Origin of the sequence: uncultured Microbulbifer sp. (genome assembly GCF_947498635.1) — a bacterium.
GTDB classification, from domain to species: Bacteria; Pseudomonadota; Gammaproteobacteria; order Pseudomonadales; family Cellvibrionaceae; genus Microbulbifer; species Microbulbifer echini.
This window is the reverse complement of sequence record NZ_CANMKV010000018.1, coordinates 1-18,886: the sequence shown is the minus strand read 5'-3', so window position 1 is coordinate 18,886 and position 18,886 is coordinate 1. Positions and strand designations below refer to the sequence as shown.

The window sequence follows — 18,886 nt, the reverse complement described above, 5'->3', positions numbered from 1 at the left end:
AAAGCGCAATAACAATAAGAGGTCGCCGTGGATCTAATTACCTTCGCTATCCCTTTTTTTCTGATCGCCGTGCTCACAGAGCTCGCCCTGGACCGCTGGAAAGGGTGGGGGGTTTATCGCCTCAATGACGCCCTGGGTAATTTAAGTACGGGTATCCTCAGCCGCACACTCGGACTGACTTACAAAAGCCTATTTCTGATAATTTACCTTCCGCTTTTTCAACTGTTACAGCCCTATTATCAAGCCGTCGGCTTCAACTGGTCCCTGAACAATGGATGGCATCTGTTACTGGCCGTCCTGGCCTACGATTTTTGCTATTACTGGAAGCATCGCCTCTGTCACGAAGTGAATGTATTCTGGGCAGAACACTTAGTGCATCATCAGAGCGAGGACTACAACCTGACCACCGCTCTGCGCCAATCCAGCGGTGGTTTGCAACTGGATTGGGTTTTCTACCTGCCCCTCCTACTCATTGGCCTACCCGCGGAGATGGTGATCGCGGCCGGTGCCATCGATCTGATCTACCAGTTCTGGGTACATACGCAAAAAATCCCCAAGATTCGCTGGATGGAATGGCTGCTGATTACCCCTTCCAACCACCGTGTGCATCACGCACAAAACCAAGTATATGTGGATAAAAACTACGGCGGCATCCTGATTTTATGGGACCGGCTGTTTGGCACCTACCAGGAAGAATTGGAGCAGGAACCCTGTATTTATGGTGTGCGCAAACCCCTCAACACTTTCGATCCGCTTGCAGCCAACCTGCAGCATCTGAAACGTATGGCCCAGGACGCCTGGTACACAAAAAACTGGTGGGACAAATTTACCCTTTGGTTCCGCCCCACCGGTTACCGGCCCGCCGACGCCGAGGCGGCAATGCCGGTACCCTCCACCGACCTGGCGCACTTCCAGCGCTTTGATCCGCAGATCCGCCGGGGCCTGCGCTTTTACGCCTTTGCTCAACATCTATGCTATTCCACCGCCACCCTGGCTCTATTGTGGTACTACCAAAGCCTAGCCTCAGGCGCGCTGCTGACAATTGTTGCCCTCTTGGTTTTTAGCTTGGTGATCAACGGCCGTATCCTCGACAACCACCCACTGACAAAGTACCTGGAGCCTCTGCGATTGGCACTCTATGCCGGGGGGCTGACACTGTTAAATGCACAATTTGTCCCAATTTTGGCCACCTATATCACTATCAGTGCTCTGGCCTGGGGGTGGTTGGCAATCAGTGGTAAAGAGGATACAGTCGCTGTCGTTTGCGATTAGCAACAAGGGGTGAGTCTCAGCCGCAGATTTTTGGTGGTGGCTGAACAAACTCCCGCTGGGCGATCCCGGCCGGGTTCAGGTGGCAGTTTGTAGCGCCTCCTGAAACTCCCAACACCTACCCCCCAACTCCGGCCGGGGTTTAGCCTTTCACCCAATCTTCCGCGACTGCTAGCCTCCGCTCGGGTAGCCGCTTCGGTTATAATGCACGCTTTGCCCTCGAACAGGATCAGTTGTGCAAACAGGAACCCTCTATACCGTATCCGCTCCCTCCGGTGCGGGGAAAACCAGCCTTGTGAAAGCGCTGGTGGATAGCGACACCCAGGTCACCGTTTCTATTTCCCACACCACTCGGCCCATGCGCCCTGGCGAGGTAAATGGTGTCGACTATCACTTCGTGGGGCGGGAAGAGTTTCTGGCGATGCTTGATCAAAATGCTTTTTTCGAGCATGCCCAGGTGTATGGTGATAACTACTACGGAACGTCCAAGGGCAGTATCGAAGAAATTCTCGCCAGCGGCCGCGATGTAATCCTGGAAATCGACTGGCAGGGCGCTACACAAGTGCGCCGGCTGCACCCGGAAACCATCGGTATCTTTATTTTACCGCCTTCCCAGGAGGCCCTGCGCGATCGCCTCACCGGCCGCGGTCAGGATGATGAAATGGTCATCGAACGCCGTATGGACCAGGCCATCGATGAAATGGCACACTACGTAGAAGCTGATTATCTGGTCATCAACGACGACTTCGAACAAGCCTTGACCGAACTGCGCTCCATCTTCACCGCCCAGCGCCAGCGCCTGCTACAGCAACAAAAGCGCCACGGTGCGCTCTTGCAGGCACTGCTACGCCATTGAGGCGGTTGATCGAATTGCGTACACTCCGCGGTCCGGTAAAATAACCGGCCCTCCGAACAGAATTCGCCCTCCCCGGGCACAGTGAATGGAACCGAAAGTTTATGGCACGTATTACTGTTGAAGATTGCCTGGAGCACGTAGACAACCGCTTCGAACTCGTTATCGTGGGCAGCAAGCGCGCCCGCCAGATCGCTACCGGCGGCCACGATCCGATGGTTCCAGAAGAGAACGACAAGCCCACGGTACTCGCACTGCGCGAAATCGAGGAGGGCTTGGTGGATGCGAGCATCCTCGACCAACCAGATCGCGAAGAGGCCCCCGCACCAATGGCAGCTCCGGCCTATCTGTCCGACCAGGATATTTGATTTCAGTCCGTTCTGACTGAGAGTTTTGTGAGTTATATGAGAGGCGCACGCGGCATTGCACACCATCGATAGTCTGGCCCACCGCCTCTCCTCATACCTGCCTCCCGAGCAAATTCAGATAGTCCGTCGCGCCTATTTCTATGCGGAGCAAGCCCACGACGGCCAACAGCGCCGTTCGGGTGAGCCCTATGTGACCCACCCATTGGCAGTGGCCACTATCCTCGCGGGCATGCATATGGATCACGAGAGCCTGGCGGCGGCCATGCTCCACGATGTGATCGAAGACACCGGTATACCCAAGGCCGCGCTGGAAGAACAGTTTGGTGGTGAGGTTGCCGAGATCGTCGACGGCGTCTCCAAACTGACCCAGTTTGAAACCGATAGCGCCGCGGAGAAGCAAGCAGAGAACTTCCAGAAAATGGCACTGGCCATGGCGCGCGATATCCGCGTGATTCTGGTTAAACTGGCCGATCGTCTGCACAATATGCGCACTCTCGGCGCGCTAAAGCCGCAAAAACGCCAGCGCATCGCCCGCGAAACCCTGGAAATCTACGCCCCTATCGCTCACCGCCTGGGCATGAACGATGTACGTATCGAATTTGAAGATCGCGCCTTTTTTGCCACCCATCCACTGCGTGCCAGTCGCCTGCGTGCCGCACTTGTGGCCGCGCGCGGTAATCGCAAAGAGCTGCTGGAAAAAATCCAAAACGCCATAGAACTGCGTCTGCAGCGGGAGGGCATCAGCTCCCTGGTGATCGGCCGCGAGAAACACCTGTTCAGCATCTACCAAAAGATGCGCACCAAGAAGAAGTCCTTTAAGGAAATTATGGATGTGTACGCCTTCCGCATTATTGTGGATAGCGTGGACACCTGTTACCGGGTACTCGGTGTGATGCACAGCTTATACAAGCCGGTCATTTCCGAGTTCAAGGACTATGTCGCCATCCCCAAATCCAACGGCTACCAGTCGCTGCACACCGTGTTACTGGGTATGCACGGGGTACCCATCGAAGTGCAGATCCGCACCAAGGAAATGGACGAGATGGCCAACAGCGGCATCGCCGCCCACTGGCTGTACAAGGCCTCTGGTGACGAGGTAATCAACACCGGCGGCACCAGCCAGGTACGCGCACGCCGCTGGGTGCAGGGGCTGCTGGAGATGCAACAGCGCGCCGGCGATTCCCTCGAGTTTATCGAAAACGTCAAAATTGATCTGTTCCCTGACGAAGTCTATGTCTTCACCCCCAAGGGACAGATTGTCGACCTGCCCGCCGGCGCCACCGCGGTAGATTTCGCCTACTCGGTGCATACAGACATCGGTAATTCCTGTGTTGCAGTGCGTATCAACCAGCGCCTGGCACCGCTTTCGCAACCGCTCGCCAGTGGGCAAAAAGTGGAAATTCTCACCCGCAGAAACGCCCAGCCAAATCCCAACTGGCTCAACTTTGTCGTCACCGCCAAGGCGCGCAGCGCCATTCGCCACTTCCTCAAGCACCAGCGCCACCACGACTCCATTGCCCTCGGGCGGCGCCTGCTGGAAAAGGCCCTGGGTAAGTTCAATACACGCCTCGAAGAGCTGACGCCAGAACAGATTGAGCAGGGCCTGCAGGAAGCCAAGTGTGCAACCCTGGAAAAACTGCTGGAGGAGATAGGCTTAGGCAACAAGGTTGCCTTCTCCGCAGCCAAACTGCTGGCACCTGTACACAGCGAAGAGGCGGAAGCGAGCAATATCTCCTCACCGCTGACCATCGACGCCCAGGAGGGCATGATGATCAGCTTTGCACGCTGCTGTCGGCCAATTCCCGGGGATACGATTATCGGCCATATCAGCTCGGGCAAAGGTGTCGTGGTACATCGGGATACCTGTCGCAATACCAATGAATTCCGCGAACACCCGGAAAACCTGATGCTGGTGAACTGGTCGCCAGATGTACGCGGGGAGTTCCTCGGTGACGTGCGCGTGGAGGTGGAATCCGAGCGCGGCATTATCGCGCGTCTGGCCACCCGTATCACCGAAGAGGGTGCGAGTATTGAACAGATCAACGTGGACGAGAAGGACGCGCACAACAGCGTGATTTCTCTGACCCTGGAAGTCAGCGGCCGTGTTCACCTGGCGCGGGTGATGAAAAGGCTGCGCAATCTGCCGTCGGTCATCCGCATCTCGCGACCGTAACCGGCCGAAACTAGCTACCCACATTTACCCGGCTCTACTGCTGCTGTCATCTGCCGCAAAGCAGGCTATATTTACCCGCTTTCCTTCCGCAAATAGTAATAAGTAATGGAGTGCCTCATGCCAAACCGCGCGATCATCAAAACAGACAAGGCTCCGGCGGCAGCCGGAACCTACTCACAGGCGGTAAAGGTCAACAATACGGTGTATCTGTCCGGGCAGATAGGACTGGACCCTAAGACCCAGCAGATGATTTCCGGCAGCTTCGCCGATGAGGCACATCAGGTATTCCGCAACCTTAATGCCGTCTGTGAGGCCGCAGATGGCTCCCTGCAGCATATTGTGAAACTCAACCTCTACATTACCGACAGCAAGAATTTTGCCGCGGTTAATGAAGTGATGGCAGAACTTTTTCAAGAACCCTACCCGGCACGCGCCACCGTGGTGGTCAAAGAGTTGCCACTGGGGGCCCAATTTGAGGCCGAAGGGGTCATGGTGCCTTAACCAGCAACTAAAGCCGGGCCGGCGCCCGGCTCCTCTGTCGGACTACGCTTTTTCTCTCACCCCTCCGCCTCCAGCAGCGCGCTGTAACCCACTTTGTAATCGGGATATTTGAGCTGGTAGCCACTGGCGAGCATGCGCTGGTTACTGAGTTTTTTCGAGCGGCGCTCACTGGTTTGTACGATTTCGCGCAAATGGGCACTGGTGTACCCCATCGCTTTAACCAACCACTGCTGCAATTCATACATGGGCACCGGCTTGCTGTCGGCACCGATATACAGGGGCTCTGGTGCCCAGCCCTGCTTGTGCCGCTCAACCAAGTGCAGCAGGAAACCAATGCAGTCATCCACGTGTATACGATTGCTGAATTGCGGTGGCTGGGGCGGCGCGCAGCGCCCGGCACGCACCTGGGAGAGTAGGCGGTCGCGCCCAGGCCCATAGATTCCGGCAAAGCGCACAATGCACGCCGCGGGTAGGGCGGAGCGGATAATATCCTCCGCCGCGAGCAGAGCCTCCCCTTGAAAACCGCTCGGGGCAGGTGGCGTCTGTTCATCCAGGAAATCGTCACCACTTTGACCATACACCCGGGTCGAGGATGCCCAAATCACCAGGCGCGGTGGCTTCGGCAGGCGGGGAATGGCCTCACTCAGCGCCCGAGCTGTCTCCACATAGGCGCGCTGGTAACCGCCGGGAGTGTGCTCATCGGGGGTGAATGTGGCGAGAACAATATCTGCACCATCCGCCAACAAACGCTCGATATCCCCCACTCGGGTAGCATCCCCTCGACGCCAGTTGACCGCATCTGCGCGACGTTTACTGGCCAGCGCTACAAGCGGGTTGCGGCGCATTCCATACACGCTGTATTGCTTGCGATCTATATTCAGCGCCAAACGCGCCCCGAGGTCACCACACCCAAGGATCCAAAGCTTCTCTTTTTCTGTCATATAGTTCCCGGCAATCCGACGCCTGGGATAGCGTCAATTACCATATTCCCTTGATTTTATGCTGTTGAGTCCCACTGGAGAAACCCAGCCAGAGGAACCCTGATCCTGTTCACTCAAGGATTGAGCGACACCCCAAAATTGATCCGCAAACGATTGCGGCATAACCATCCATGAATACTGGTGCGGGGCAACTTGTGCCTCGCCATTTCATTCTGCCTCTCTGGTGTTGAACTAATTACCGCGTCGTTTGAGTAGGCGGTAGACAGCGAGAAAGATAATCGCACCAATGGTGGCTGTTATTATGTCGCCAAACCCGAAACCGGTCACGGGTCCACCGAACCCGATCAGAGCACCCAGCCAACCGCCAATAAAGGCACCGATAATGCCAATCACCATGGTCACTATCCAACCACCGGGATCTTTACCCGGCATAATCCATTTTGCTAAGGCGCCGGCTATCAGTCCAAGGATAATCCAGGATAAAACTCCCATGGCGTTTCTCCATTCTGTTGCCCCCCATAAGATATAGCAAAATTTTGCGCCTCAATCCCATATGCGCGCCCACAATTGGTATTTTTTTCCAACTTTGTGCTTTAGGAGACAGGTTCAAGCGCACTATTGGCCAGAGGCTATTATTTATGAATAATAGCTATCAAATCAGACCAGCTAATTGTCTTTACCATGACTCTCAATGAACTGCGCTATATCGTTACCCTCGCTCAGGAACAACACTTTGGCCGCGCGGCCGAGCGCTGTTTCGTCAGCCAACCAACCCTATCTATCGCGGTAAAAAAGCTGGAAAAAGAGCTAGGTGTAGCTCTCTTCGAACGCTCCAAGACCCGGGTACAGGCCACCCCACTGGGGGAACGCATCGTGGCCCAGGCCCAATTGGTCCTGGAGCAGTCCGCGACCATCAAAGATATCGCCAGCGAGGGCAGGGACCAGTTGGCGAGCCCCCTTTCGGTCGGGGCCATCTTTACCATCGGACCCTATTTATTCCCACACTTTATCCCGCAGTTACAGCACTTGGCGCCCGATATGCCCCTGTACGTGGAAGAGGGGTACACGGCAATTCTGCGCCAGCGACTGCGCAAGGGAGAGCTGGATGCCATTATTATCGCGCTTCCTTTTACCGAGCCCGATGTCGTCACCCAGCCCCTGTATGACGAGCCCTTCGTAGTGTTGATGCCGGCGGGACACCCTCTCGCCCAATATGAACATATCGACCCCAAACAACTCACCGAAGACAATGTACTCCTGCTCGGTGAGGGCCACTGTTTCCGCGACCAGGTGCTAGAGGCCTGCCCGCATTTGCAGGTAACCATGGAGAAAGAGAGTGGTGGTGGCGGTATTCGCACGGCGGCCGACGGCAGCTCACTGGAGACCCTGAGACACATGGTGGCATCTGGGCTCGGCATCACGATACTACCCTTCTCCGCAGCCAATGCCTCACAATACGCCAGCGGTCTACTGGAGACTCGCCCCTTTACTGCGCCCGGCCCACGCCGCACCGTTGCCCTGGCCTGGCGCGCCAGTTTTCCACGCCACCGTGCTATTGATATATTGCGTGAGGCTATCAGCCAGTGTCATCTGATCGAGCCATAAGCAGTCTTGCGGATCAGTCGGTCACCGCCCTCAAAGGGGTGGGGGACAAGTTTGCCCAGGTGCTGGCCAAGCTGCAGATCCACTCCCTGCAGGACCTGCTGTTTCACCTGCCTCTGCGCTACCAGGATCGCACACGCGTAGTACCGATTGCCGGATTGACCGCCGGCATGGACGCGGTAATTGAGGGGGAGGTGAGCGCGGCGGATATCGTCTTTGGCCGCCGACGCAGCTTGGTCGTGAAACTGCAGGATATGAGCGGCTCTATCACCCTGCGTTTTTTCCATTTTTCTGCGGCACAGAAAAATCGGTTTGTGCGCGGTGTGCGCCTTCGCTGCTTCGGCGAAGCCCGCCGCGGCGCCGCCGGGCTGGAACTCTACCACCCGGAAACCGAAGTGGTCGGTAGTGAAAACGCGACCACGGAGGAAACCCTGACCCCGATCTACCCCTTAACCGAAGGGGTAAGCCAGGGGCGCATGCGCGGGCTGATGCAACAAGCCATCAAACTTTTACAGGGCGGAGCAGTTACCGAACTCCTCCCCGCAGAGTTATTGCCCAAGACATTGCGCTACCCCCTCAGAGACGCCCTGATATACCTGCATTCCCCCCCTGCTGGGACCCAGCTCGAACAACTCGCCGCTGGCATACACCCAGCCCAACAGCGCCTGGCACTGGAAGAGTTACTCGCCCACCACTTAAGCCTGCTGGAGCTGCGTCGCAACAGCGCCAGGGTTGCGGCACCCGCACTACCCGCGAATGAGTCCCTGGAGAGGGATTTTCTCTCACGACTGCCATTCTCACTTACCGGCGCGCAGCAGCGCGTTTGCAAAGAAATCGCCGAAGATCTCGCCCAGAGCACCCCTATGATGCGTCTTTTACAAGGGGATGTCGGTGCAGGCAAAACCCTGGTGGCCGCTATGGCGGCGCTGAAGGGCATCGGCGCGGGGGCCCAGGTAGCGGTTATGGCACCCACAGAAATTCTCGCCGAGCAGCACAGGATCAATTTCTATAACTGGCTCGAGCCCCTTGGTGTAGAGGTGGCCCAGCTCACCGGCAGCCTGAAGGTTGCGGAGCGGCGCGAGCAGCTGGCAAAGATTGCCAGTGGCGAAGCCCAGTTGGTGGTGGGCACCCATGCGCTGTTTCAGGAAGAGGTGGTTTTCCATAACCTGGTCCTGGTGGTTATCGACGAACAACACCGCTTCGGCGTGCGCCAGCGCCTGGAACTGCGCGAGAAGGGCGCCGCCAGCGGTGTCACCGGCAGGCTGCAACCCCACCAGCTCATCATGACCGCAACGCCTATCCCGCGTACTCTGGCCATGTCGGCCTTTGCCGACCTGGATTGCTCCATCATCGATGAGCTCCCCCCGGGGCGCCAGCCCATCAACACCGTGGCAATCTCCAACGACCGGCGCGATCAGGTAATGGAAAGGGTGCACAGTGCCATCGCCGAGGGGCGCCAGGCCTACTGGGTCTGCACCCTGATCGAGGAGTCCGAAAGCCTGCAGGCCCAGGCGGCAGAATCCACCGCCGAGGAATTGGCGGAGATGCTCGAAGGCGCAAGCGTGGCACTGGTACACGGGCGCCTCAAAGGGAAGCAGAAAGAGCAGGTAATGAGCGCCTTCAAGGCGGGAGAAATCGACCTGTTGGTGGCCACCACCGTAATCGAAGTGGGGGTTGATGTACCCAATGCCAGCCTGATGATTATCGAGAATCCGGAGCGACTCGGCCTGGCGCAATTACACCAGCTGCGCGGTCGGGTGGGGCGCGGCTCTATCGCCAGCCACTGCGTGCTGCTCTACGGTACGCCGCTGTCGCAAAACGGGCGCGCGCGCTTGCAGGCGCTGCGCGAGCACAGCGACGGCTTCGCCATCGCCGAAGAAGATCTGCGCCTGCGCGGCCCCGGTGAGATTCTCGGCACCCGCCAGACCGGCGAAATCCAGCACCGTATCGCCGACCTGCAGCGAGACGCCGAGCTGTTGCCACTGGTACAGAGAATTGCCGCATCCCCGGTGCTCGATCAGGAGATGCAACGCCTGCTGATCAAACGCTGGCTGCAAAACAAGCCCCGTTTCGCCGAGGCTTGATGGCGTCGCCCTGTTCGCAGGGCACTATTGAGCGGAGTCAATGGGCGCCAATCGTACTCTGTGGATCATTGGCATTTACGCTGTTGTAGTTGGAGTCATAGTACACTTCCTCATTTAGCGCGCCCTCACTCTTCGCCACCACACTGCTCACCACCGCATCGCCGGTGATATTCACCGCGGTGCGCACCATATCCAGCAGGCGGTCGACCCCGATAATAATGGCGATACCTTCTAATGGCAGCCCCACTTGCTGCAGCACCATACCGAGCATAATCAGACCCACACCCGGTACACCCGCGGTGCCAATGGAGGCCAGGGTTGCGGTCAAAATAACAGTGAGATAACCCGTCAGACCGATATCGATGCCATAGAACTGGGCGATAAATACGGTGGCCACACCCTGCATAATTGCCGTGCCATCCATATTAATTGTCGCGCCCAGGGGAACGGTAAAAGCGGCTATCTTGTTATCCACTCCGAGACGCTTCTCCACTGTCGACAAGGTCACCGGAATGGTCGCCGCAGAAGAGGCCGTGCTGAAAGCGAACACCATGGTGGACCACATTTTCTTAAACAGCTCCAACGGATTCAGCCCGCTCAACAGCTTCAGAAGAATGGAGTAAGCGCCCAGCGCATGAAGTAGGAGGGCGCACAATACCACCAAGAAGTACTTGCCCAACTGTAGTAAGCCACTGAACCCAAGGTCTGCAAAGGTCTTCGCCAACAGCGCAAAAACGCCATAGGGAGCAAACACCATCAGTACCCCCACCATGCGCAAAACAACCGTATTGAGGTCGTTAAAGAAAGCGGCTATACGCTGACCCGGCTCACCACAGCGGGAGATTGCGTAGCCCATCAGCAGGGCGAACACAATAATCTGCAACATATTGCCCTCGGCCATAGCCGCTACCGGATTGGTAGGGAAGATATTGACCAGTACTTCGGAAAGGGGCGGGGATTCCTTCGGCTGGAAACTGGAGTTCACCGTGGCCGCCGCCTCGCTCACTCCAACACCTGGCTGGAAGATCAGTGCCAAACACAGCGCCAAAGTGATGGCGATTGCAGTAGTCAGCATATAGAGCAGGACCGTTTTTCCGGCCAGTGGCCCGATTCGACTGCCCTCCGATAGGGCACAGGCGCCACTAATCAGGGAAACCAGTACCAGTGGCACTACCATCAATTTCAACGAGGCGATAAAGATACGGCCAATAATATCGAGCAGGCCTTCGGTGAGGTAGAGATTAATGGCGCTGGTTATACCCTCGCCAAGCAACTGGCTCATGTTCAAGAAATTGAACAGGCACCCTAGTAAGATGCCCGCAATCATCCCCAGGAGAATTTTGGTCGTAAGCCCCATAACAAGCTTCTCTTTTTATGCATTCATTGTTTTCATTAAAGGCAGCACTATATCCATTGCCGCCCCAGTGAGCAAAAATCCAACGGGGAGGCGCCAGCCGTCAGCGGGCAGGGTACAATGCGGCTTTTCCAGACTACGGAGTTATCGTTGCACCAATCTCCATTTGTACCTGCGGGTGATTGGCGTGGGCAGCCCTTCGAGCCGGCCCAACCCCAGCCACCGCAATACCTGCTGCCATGGCTGGCGTACACCGGCTCACTCACGGCTGCACTGAAGCACTTAAGCGGAGGGGATTTTAGTGTGCAGGTGCTCGGCCAGAGCTGGCAACTGCCTCGCCCCGAGGAGTGCCATGCATTGCATTTAAGGCGCCGCAGCCGCGCCCTGGTGCGGGAAGTATTACTGTTGGGCTGCGGCCAACCCTGGGTCTACGCCCGCAGTGTCCTACCCCTGCGCAGCTTGCAGGGGAAGTCCCGCAATCTGCGCAGCCTGGATAACCGCCCCCTGGGCGAGCTGCTTTTCAGTGAGCCGGGTATCCGCCGCGGCGAGATAGAATTGAACCAGTTGCGACGTAACACCGACCTGCAACTGAAGGGGCTCTGCGACAAGGACAACTGTGCCTGGGGACGCCGCTCGACTTTCTGGCTGCGGGATAAACCCCTGCTGGTCGCCGAAGCTTTCCTCTCGCATTTCCGCCCCGAAGGTCCGCCCATAGTTTCCAATAACCAATAAACGACACAGAGAGAGAAGCCACCGTGATCAGCCAACAAATCGCCACACGCTGGCCCGCCGCCATGCCTTACTGGCAGCTGGCGCGCATGGATAGGCCCATCGGTTCCCTGCTGTTGCTGTGGCCCACTTGGGCAGCGCTGTGGCTCGCCGCAGGTGGCTGGCCTGGAATCCACCTCTTTGCGGTATTCACCCTGGGGGTGATCCTGATGCGTGCGGCCGGCTGCGCGGTGAATGACTTCGCCGACCGGGAGATTGACGGTCATGTAAAGCGCACCGTGACGCGCCCCTTAGCTACCGGCCAGATCACACCCAAAGCGGCCCTGGGCTTATTTGGCGGGCTCAGCCTGGCAGCCTTCCTGCTGGTGCTCACGACTAATCCGCTCACAATTTTATTGTCGCTGCCAGCATTGTTACTGGCCTTTTGCTACCCCTTCGCCAAGCGCCATACGCACCTGCCACAGGTGGTATTAGGGGCGGCGTTCAGTATGGGGATTCCTATGGCATTTGCCGCGGTCACCGGCGAAGTGCCGCCCCAGGCCTGGCTGCTCTATACCGCCAACCTGTTATGGACCCTGTGTTACGACACCTTTTACGCCATGGTGGACCGGGATGATGATCTTAAAATCGGCGTTAAATCCACGGCAATCCTGTTCGGCGAAATGGATAGAGCCATGACGGCGGCCCTGCAACTGCTGGTGTTGCTGGCATTGCTGTTGATCGGTCAGCGCTTCGACCTTAGCGCCGTTTACTACTTGGCCATGGCTGTAGTAGCAGTACTTTTCGCCCAGCAACAGTGGATGATCCGCAATCGCGACCGAGATGCCTGTTTCAAGGCATTTCTCCACAACAATTGGGTTGGGTTGGCGCTGTTTGCCGGAATATCTTTGCATTATGTCCTGAGTTGATCCCGGTCTGGGGGTTCAGACGAGACCGTCATATATTTGTCATATAAATCCCGTTTAATCCCCGCCCATAAATGGGAAATTCTGACAACAGAACGGGTATGGCAGCCAAATGCACAGTAAAACGATCCTGATTGTCGACGACGAAACCGCAGTACGCGATATGTTGCGTGTGGCACTGGAAATGGCGGATTACCGCTGCCTGGAAGCGGAAAACGCCCAGGAGGCCCACGCCCTGGTCATCGATGAAAAGCCAGACCTGATTCTTCTCGACTGGATGCTGCCCGATGTATCCGGCGTCGAGCTCGCTCGGCGCCTTAAGCGCGACGAGCTGACCACCTCAATCCCCATTATCATGCTCACCGCCAAAGGCGAAGAAGATAATAAAATCAAAGGGTTAGAGACGGGAGCCGACGATTACATCACCAAGCCCTTCTCCCCCCGCGAGCTGGTCGCACGCCTTAAGGCGGTGCTGCGCCGCGCGGGTCCGGCCACCCCGGAAGACCCCCTCGGCGCCGGCGAATTACTGCTCGATCCACTGAGTCACAGAGTCACCATTAAAGGACAGCCGGTGGAGATGGGTCCTACCGAGTTTCGCCTACTGACTTTTTTCCTCTCTCACCAAGAGCGCGCCTATACCCGCACCCAGTTGCTGGATCACGTCTGGGGCGGCAATGTCTATGTGGAGGAGCGCACCGTAGATGTGCATATTCGGCGTCTGCGCAAAGCTTTGGCACTGGATGGTCACGACCGATATATCCAAACAGTACGCGGCACCGGCTATCGGTTTTCTGTGCAAACTGTCGAAAAAGTGTGACAATCCCTCAGGATCGACACTGACTCTCGCGACAACCCTTGGTCATTTACTCACAGTAGGCCGGGTTTCTAAGATGTACTGAGTGCGGGGGGTTGACTTCAGCCCTCCCGACGACCGCCAGGTAACACAGCAAGCCTATGTTGGATCGCAGTATTGGCGAATTTTCGCGCTTTTTAATCATTACTCTGGGCTGCTTGACCCTCGGCTTCAGTACCGCTGAGTGGACGCTCGCCTTGATTACGGGGCTGGCAATCTACCTGATCTCTGTGCTCTTGCAACAGCACCGCTTCAATCGCTGGTTGGCCAATGGCCGCCGCGGCCCAGCCCCCACCGCTTTTGGTATCTGGGGCGACATCTACGACGACTTCTACCGCATGCAGCGCCGCCATCGCCGCGAAAGGCAGAAGCTACACGTCATGCTGCGCCGGGTTCAGGACAGTACCAGTGCCCTGCGCGAAGGTATTGTGGCACTGGAAAATGGCGACCACTTGGCCTGGTGGAATCCCGCCGCCGGCGAACTGCTCGGCCTGCAATCCAGCGATCAGGGACAATCCCTGGTGAACTTTGTGCGCGATCCCGGCTTTGTCAGCTATATGCACAGCGAGGACAGCAACCCCCGCGAACCACTGACTTTGCCCTCACCGGGCAATGAAGCCCTGCACCTGCAGCTGGAAGTCACCCGTTACGGTAAGGACGAAGCGCTGGTGATCGTCCGCGACATCACCCGATTACACAACCTTGAGCAGATGCGCCGAGACTTCGTTGCCAACGTCTCCCATGAACTGCGCACCCCCCTGACCGTGATCGCGGGTTATCTGGAGACTCTGCAAAGCAGCGATATGGCGCCCCCCGCTTGGCGGCGCCCCCTGGAACAGATGGAAGAGCAAGCCGCGCGCATGACTACCCTGGTCAACGATCTGCTGTTACTCGCACGACTGGAGACTTCAGAGCGTAAAAGCGGTGATGTCTCTGTGAATGTGCGCGAATTGATGGAGCGAGTTGCGCGGGAGGCGCGCAGCTTTAGTGGCGATCGCCACCAGATCAGTGTGGACTGCAAAGGGGATTGCAGCCTCCGCGGCGATGCCAGCGAATTACACAGCGCCTTTGCTAATCTGGCCCAAAATGCGGTGAAATACAGTCCGGGACAAGGGGAGATCCAGCTGTGCTGGTGGCTGGACGATCGCGGCGGGCACTTCAGTGTGCGGGATCAGGGCATCGGTATAGACCCGATTCATATTCCGCGCCTGACGGAGCGCTTCTACCGGGTGGATCCCGGTCGTTCGCGGGACAGCGGTGGCACCGGACTGGGCCTCGCCATCGTCAAGCATGTGCTGATACGCCACGGCGCAGAGATGAGTGTGCAGAGCGTCCCCGCCCAGGGCAGTACTTTCACCCTGCACTTTCCCTACGGGAAGCTAGAAAAAACGCCTGCACTGGTACAGGAAATGGCGGCGGATTCCTGATCCGCTCCCCACTCCCCTGAAACTATTCAAACTCCGATAGTTTTACCGGCTCACCATTTTTAAGGTAAGTAGCCTCTTCTTCATCGTGCACCGGTGTGCTCTCCCGGCGCAGAATCAAATGGTGCAACTGCAAATCGCCATCCCGCAACAACAGATGCTCATTGCCATCATCATCTATGGGCAGGGGCTTAGCGCCCAACAGCGCCTCGCGCAGAGCGCGCAGGCGCGGCACGTCCTTGTAGCGATTCAGGTCATTGGAGAGGCGCGTTTTCATACGCTCACTCTCGTGTAGAGCGGCCGCGGTTTCGCGGTATTTAGCGAAAAAGAACACTGCCCCTATGGCAAATGCCACAACAACGGATACTTCAAACCACACCGGCATAATCACTCCTTATTATCATCTTTGCGCCAAACGGCCAGTTGATTGTTGGCGGGCAAGTAATTGAATTCTTCACGACACATACCCGCCTCAGCTGCCAGTTGATCGAGCCACTCCAGATCGCGTAGACCGCTGTTTGGGTTGCGCGCCTTAAGCTGCGCATCAAAATCGGCATTTGTGGGCCCAATAAAGCCACCACCTATCTTGAAGGGGCCATACACAACCAGTAATCCAGCGGGCTGCAGTATCCTGGCCAGCTTGCGGAAAAAAAGCTGCACTGACTCCCGCGACATGATGTGCAAAGTATTCGCGGTAAAGACACTATCGAAACTGAGCTCGGGCCATTCCGCATCGACATCCAAGGTCAGGGGTTGACGCAGGTTTGGTGCGGGTTCGCTATCCAGCCAGGCGCGCACACCGGGCAATATCTCAGCCCGCTCCGAGGTCTGCCAAATCAAATGGGGAAGGCGCGGGGCAAAATAGACTGCATGTTGGCCCGTACCGCTACCGACCTCCAACACCTGGCGGCTATTGGCCAACAAGCGACGCAGGTGGGATAAAATTGGATCACGATTGCGCGCACAGGCCGGCGCATCCGGCAAGCTCGCGTCACTCATTGCGCTTCATCCCGAGTGAAAACCCAATCGCGCTCACTCGACATGTCCGGGTTGAATTGATAGCCCGCCACATCAAAGCCCTTGAGTTCCTGCGCTTTCTTTACTCGCTGATCAATAGCCCAGCGACTCATCATACCCCGCGCTTTTTTGGCGAAGAAGCTGATCATTTTGTACTGGCCATTTTTTAGGTCTTTAAAGTGAGGCGTGATCACCTCAGCATTGAGTACCTTGGGTTTGACAGACTTGAAATACTCATTGGACGCGAGGTTAACTAGTTCGCGGCTCTTTAACTTGTGCAGCTGTTCATTGAGTTCCTCTGTGATCTCCTCGCCCCAAAATTCGTACAGATTCTTACCGCGGCTATTGGCAAACCTCGTACCCATTTCCAGGCGATAGGGCTGCATCAAGTCCAGCGGGCGCAGCAGACCGTAGAGTCCGGAAAGCATCCGCAAGTGCTTTTGCGCATAGCTGAAATCCCGCTTCCCCATAGTCTCAGCGGCCAACCCCGTATAGACATCCCCCTTAAAGGCAAGCAGGGCCGGTCGTGCGTTCTTATCGGTGAAAGGGCGCCTCCAAGTCTGGAAGCGGTCGTAATTCAAAACACCGAGTTTGTCGGAAACCTTCATCAAACTGGAGATCTGTTGTGGGCTCAGTGCGCGCAATTCCTGAATTAACGCGGCAGACTCCTTGAGGAAGTTCGGCTGGGTAGTTTCCAGCGCGGGAATATCGCTCTCATAATCCAGCGTCTTGGCTGGAGAAATCACTATTAACATCGGATGCCTTACTTATCGCTGCTTTGCTACCGGTTTTAACTCTACTGGCCCGTTCTGTTTCTACTCGGGTTTCAAGATGTCTTGCCACCAATTGAGCGGTGTCTGGCCATCCTTAGGATCATAAACATTACCGTAGTACCAGACGCTATTGGCCCCATCGCAGATACTATTGAGAATCTTCTCAATCTTATCGAAACCACAGCTGACATGGATGCTGTATACCAGCATACGCGGAACTTCCAGATCCAGCTCTCCTCCAAGTTTCTCCAATTGCGGGCTCAAGCGGTCAGAGAGTTCGGCACTGTCTCCGCGACAAAAGATGCGGATTGCCAAATTGCCGGAACGCTTTACCAGTTCAAACTGCTGTGTATCCTTATCGACTTTAATGCTATCGCCACTGGCGATGCCTTTTATAAATGCAGGAGAACGCACCAACTGGCAGCTGTCATCCTCGTTGACACGCACCTGTAAGCGCTCCACCACCGGCTCGCCATCGGGGTTGTTGCCTGCAAATAATTCGATTACCTGAAGTGCCGTCATAACCTCTATTCCCGGACTGTGTACAATGGGTGATCGTTGAATAACCGGCATTATACAGGGAGGCAAGCAATGATCTCGCGCAACCAGGCTTTCTTCGCGGCTATGGCGCTGACAGCAACCTCAGTTCTCAATGGTTGTGTCACTAATCCAGTTACCGGGGAGCAACAGCTCTCCCTCCTATCAACTCAGCAAGAGTTGAACTTAGGACAGCAGCAATACCCGATAAACCAACAGCAACAGGGCGGCCAATACACCATAGACCCCAGCTTGCAGGAATATGTGAACCGAGTCGGGCAAAAATTGGCAAAGGTCTCCGACCAGCCGCAACTCCCTTACGAATTTGTGGTGCTGAACAATTCCGTGCCCAACGCCTGGGCACTGCCAGGAGGCAAAATCGCGATAAACCGGGGCTTATTGGTATTGCTGGAGGATGAGGCCGAACTCGCCGCAGTGCTCGGCCATGAGATAGTGCATGCCGCCGCGCGCCACTCCGCCACTGCCATGTCCCAACAACAGGTGCTCGGTGCTGGACTTGCAGTCCTAGGCGTCGCCGCCAAAGATTCCGCCTATGCAGATCTGATCTCTACCGGTAGCCAACTGGGGGGATCCGCCTACATCGCCCGCTACGGCCGCGGCAACGAGCTGGAGTCGGATAAATACGGCATGAAATATATGACCGCAGCGGGTTACGACTCCCAGGGCGCCGTGCGCCTGCAACGCAAGTTCGTCGAACTTTCCAAAGGGCGTCAAAGCAATAGCCTGGAAGCCCTCTTCGCCAGCCACCCGCCATCACAATCTCGCGTGAGTGCGAATATTGAACACAGTAAATCACTGCCCAAGGGCGGCGTCACCAATCGCGCTGCCTATCAAAAAGCGATAGCCCAGCTGAAGCGCGATGCCGACGCCTACAAAAATTACGATGATGCATTAAAGGCGGCGAACAAAAAACAATTCGACACGGCATTACACTTGGCACGCAAGGCCCAAAAGCAACAGCCGAAAGAAGCTCATTTTTTCGCCCTGGAAGGGGATCTACTCGCCCATAAAAATCAGTTCGATAAGGCGCATCAAGCCTACGACCGTGCGGTACAAAAAAATCCAGCACTGTTTTCCCATTGGTTAAAGCGCGGCATGGCCAGTGCGCAGTTAAAAGACTACACCGCGGCGGAGAGAGACTTAAACCGCTCGCTGCGCTACCTGGATACCGCCTATGCGCACTACTACTTGGGTGAGGTCTACGAAAAACAGGGAAACAAGCAAAGTGCTTTCAAACACTACCAAACTGCAGCTGGGGCGGGAGGGGAGATTGGTTCTAAGGCGCAGGCAAGAATTCAGACCCTGACAGGAAAGGGTTAGCTAGGGATTTTAAAAAACTTGAATGATTTACTTAGGGAGACTCTGAAAAATAGCTTTCTAACTCTGCATTAGGTTTCACACAGCAAAAAAATGAATGTTTTTTAGTCAAAAATCAGGTTTCCATACGTATTTATCCCCATTTTCATTCCCTGAAATCTGCGT

At 56.3% G+C, this 18,886-nt stretch carries 19 protein-coding genes; 12 read left to right on the top strand and 7 right to left on the bottom strand.

Going from position 1 to position 18,886, the window contains the following annotated elements:
- Positions 1–27 precede the first annotated feature (27 nt).
- From Q1A69_RS11015 to Q1A69_RS10995, 5 genes are all read left to right on the top strand, one after another.
- Positions 28–1,272 carry a sterol desaturase family protein gene (locus tag Q1A69_RS11015; protein ID WP_299585152.1) on the top strand — a complete coding sequence of 415 codons (1,245 nt, stop codon included), beginning with the start codon at positions 28–30 and terminating at the stop codon, positions 1,270–1,272.
- Between the two features lie 232 nt (positions 1,273–1,504).
- Entirely contained in the window at positions 1,505–2,125 is a 621-nt protein-coding gene (gmk, locus tag Q1A69_RS11010) for a guanylate kinase (protein WP_299585150.1), read from the top strand.
- A gap of 101 nt (positions 2,126–2,226) precedes the next feature.
- Entirely contained in the window at positions 2,227–2,490 is a 264-nt protein-coding gene (rpoZ, locus tag Q1A69_RS11005) for a DNA-directed RNA polymerase subunit omega (RefSeq protein ID WP_299585148.1), read from the top strand.
- A gap of 55 nt (positions 2,491–2,545) precedes the next feature.
- The gene (gene spoT, locus Q1A69_RS11000; RefSeq protein WP_299585146.1) at positions 2,546–4,663 is read left to right on the top strand and encodes a bifunctional GTP diphosphokinase/guanosine-3',5'-bis pyrophosphate 3'-pyrophosphohydrolase; all 2,118 of its coding nucleotides are present in this window, start codon (positions 2,546–2,548) and stop codon (positions 4,661–4,663) included.
- 117 nt (positions 4,664–4,780) lie between these two features.
- Positions 4,781–5,164, top strand: a complete 384-nt coding sequence (locus tag Q1A69_RS10995) for a Rid family detoxifying hydrolase (protein ID WP_299585144.1) — start codon at positions 4,781–4,783, stop codon at positions 5,162–5,164.
- Positions 5,165–5,220: 56 nt separating this feature from the next.
- Here Q1A69_RS10995 and Q1A69_RS10990 read toward each other — a convergent pair whose 3' ends face one another.
- Both Q1A69_RS10990 and Q1A69_RS10985 read right to left on the bottom strand, forming a co-directional pair.
- Positions 5,221–6,105 (bottom strand): NAD-dependent epimerase/dehydratase family protein, encoded by an 885-nt coding sequence (locus Q1A69_RS10990; protein ID WP_299585142.1) that lies wholly within the window; start codon positions 6,103–6,105, stop codon positions 5,221–5,223.
- A gap of 231 nt (positions 6,106–6,336) precedes the next feature.
- On the bottom strand, positions 6,337–6,597 hold the full coding sequence (locus tag Q1A69_RS10985) for a GlsB/YeaQ/YmgE family stress response membrane protein (RefSeq protein WP_020413961.1): 261 nt from the start codon (positions 6,595–6,597) through the stop codon (positions 6,337–6,339).
- A gap of 189 nt (positions 6,598–6,786) precedes the next feature.
- On the opposite strand from Q1A69_RS10985, the gene Q1A69_RS10980 reads away from it, so the two are divergent.
- Positions 6,787–7,710, top strand: a complete 924-nt coding sequence (locus tag Q1A69_RS10980; protein ID WP_299585140.1) for a hydrogen peroxide-inducible genes activator — start codon at positions 6,787–6,789, stop codon at positions 7,708–7,710.
- Positions 7,689–9,791 carry an ATP-dependent DNA helicase RecG gene (gene recG / locus Q1A69_RS10975; RefSeq protein ID WP_299585138.1) on the top strand — a complete coding sequence of 701 codons (2,103 nt, stop codon included), beginning with the start codon at positions 7,689–7,691 and terminating at the stop codon, positions 9,789–9,791. Before Q1A69_RS10980 ends, recG begins: the two co-directional genes overlap by 22 nt.
- A 37-nt stretch (positions 9,792–9,828) precedes the next feature.
- Here recG and Q1A69_RS10970 read toward each other — a convergent pair whose 3' ends face one another.
- Positions 9,829–11,148, bottom strand: coding sequence for a dicarboxylate/amino acid:cation symporter (locus Q1A69_RS10970; protein WP_299585136.1), 1,320 nt, complete (start codon positions 11,146–11,148; stop codon positions 9,829–9,831).
- Positions 11,149–11,295: 147 nt separating this feature from the next.
- Between Q1A69_RS10970 and Q1A69_RS10965 the strand changes: the two genes are divergently transcribed.
- From Q1A69_RS10965 to phoR, 4 genes are all read left to right on the top strand, one after another.
- Positions 11,296–11,877 carry a chorismate lyase gene (locus Q1A69_RS10965; protein ID WP_299585134.1) on the top strand — a complete coding sequence of 194 codons (582 nt, stop codon included), beginning with the start codon at positions 11,296–11,298 and terminating at the stop codon, positions 11,875–11,877.
- 62 nt (positions 11,878–11,939) lie between these two features.
- On the top strand, positions 11,940–12,782 hold the full coding sequence (gene ubiA / locus Q1A69_RS10960) for a 4-hydroxybenzoate octaprenyltransferase (protein WP_299585298.1): 843 nt from the start codon (positions 11,940–11,942) through the stop codon (positions 12,780–12,782).
- Between the two features lie 109 nt (positions 12,783–12,891).
- Positions 12,892–13,596 carry a phosphate regulon transcriptional regulator PhoB gene (gene phoB / locus Q1A69_RS10955; RefSeq protein ID WP_299585132.1) on the top strand — a complete coding sequence of 235 codons (705 nt, stop codon included), beginning with the start codon at positions 12,892–12,894 and terminating at the stop codon, positions 13,594–13,596.
- A gap of 137 nt (positions 13,597–13,733) precedes the next feature.
- Positions 13,734–15,059, top strand: a complete 1,326-nt coding sequence (gene phoR, locus Q1A69_RS10950) for a phosphate regulon sensor histidine kinase PhoR (protein ID WP_299585130.1) — start codon at positions 13,734–13,736, stop codon at positions 15,057–15,059.
- 22 nt (positions 15,060–15,081) lie between these two features.
- Here the strand turns inward: phoR and Q1A69_RS10945 are convergent, their stop codons facing one another.
- Genes Q1A69_RS10945 through Q1A69_RS10930 form a run of 4 tightly spaced genes read right to left on the bottom strand, consistent with a single transcriptional unit; the run spans position 15,082 to position 17,368 of the window.
- Positions 15,082–15,441, bottom strand: a complete 360-nt coding sequence (locus Q1A69_RS10945; RefSeq protein WP_299585128.1) for a hypothetical protein — start codon at positions 15,439–15,441, stop codon at positions 15,082–15,084.
- Positions 15,442–15,443: 2 nt separating this feature from the next.
- The gene (locus Q1A69_RS10940) at positions 15,444–16,055 is read right to left on the bottom strand and encodes a DUF938 domain-containing protein (RefSeq protein ID WP_299585127.1); all 612 of its coding nucleotides are present in this window, start codon (positions 16,053–16,055) and stop codon (positions 15,444–15,446) included.
- On the bottom strand, positions 16,052–16,828 hold the full coding sequence (gene yaaA, locus Q1A69_RS10935) for a peroxide stress protein YaaA (protein ID WP_299585125.1): 777 nt from the start codon (positions 16,826–16,828) through the stop codon (positions 16,052–16,054). The genes Q1A69_RS10940 and yaaA overlap by 4 nt, the downstream gene beginning before the upstream one ends.
- 60 nt (positions 16,829–16,888) lie before the next feature.
- Positions 16,889–17,368 (bottom strand): DUF4265 domain-containing protein, encoded by a 480-nt coding sequence (locus Q1A69_RS10930; RefSeq protein ID WP_299585123.1) that lies wholly within the window; start codon positions 17,366–17,368, stop codon positions 16,889–16,891.
- A 69-nt stretch (positions 17,369–17,437) separates the two neighbouring features.
- On the opposite strand from Q1A69_RS10930, the gene Q1A69_RS10925 reads away from it, so the two are divergent.
- Positions 17,438–18,724, top strand: coding sequence for a M48 family metalloprotease (locus Q1A69_RS10925; protein ID WP_299585121.1), 1,287 nt, complete (start codon positions 17,438–17,440; stop codon positions 18,722–18,724).
- The last annotated feature ends 162 nt before the right edge of the window (positions 18,725–18,886 follow it).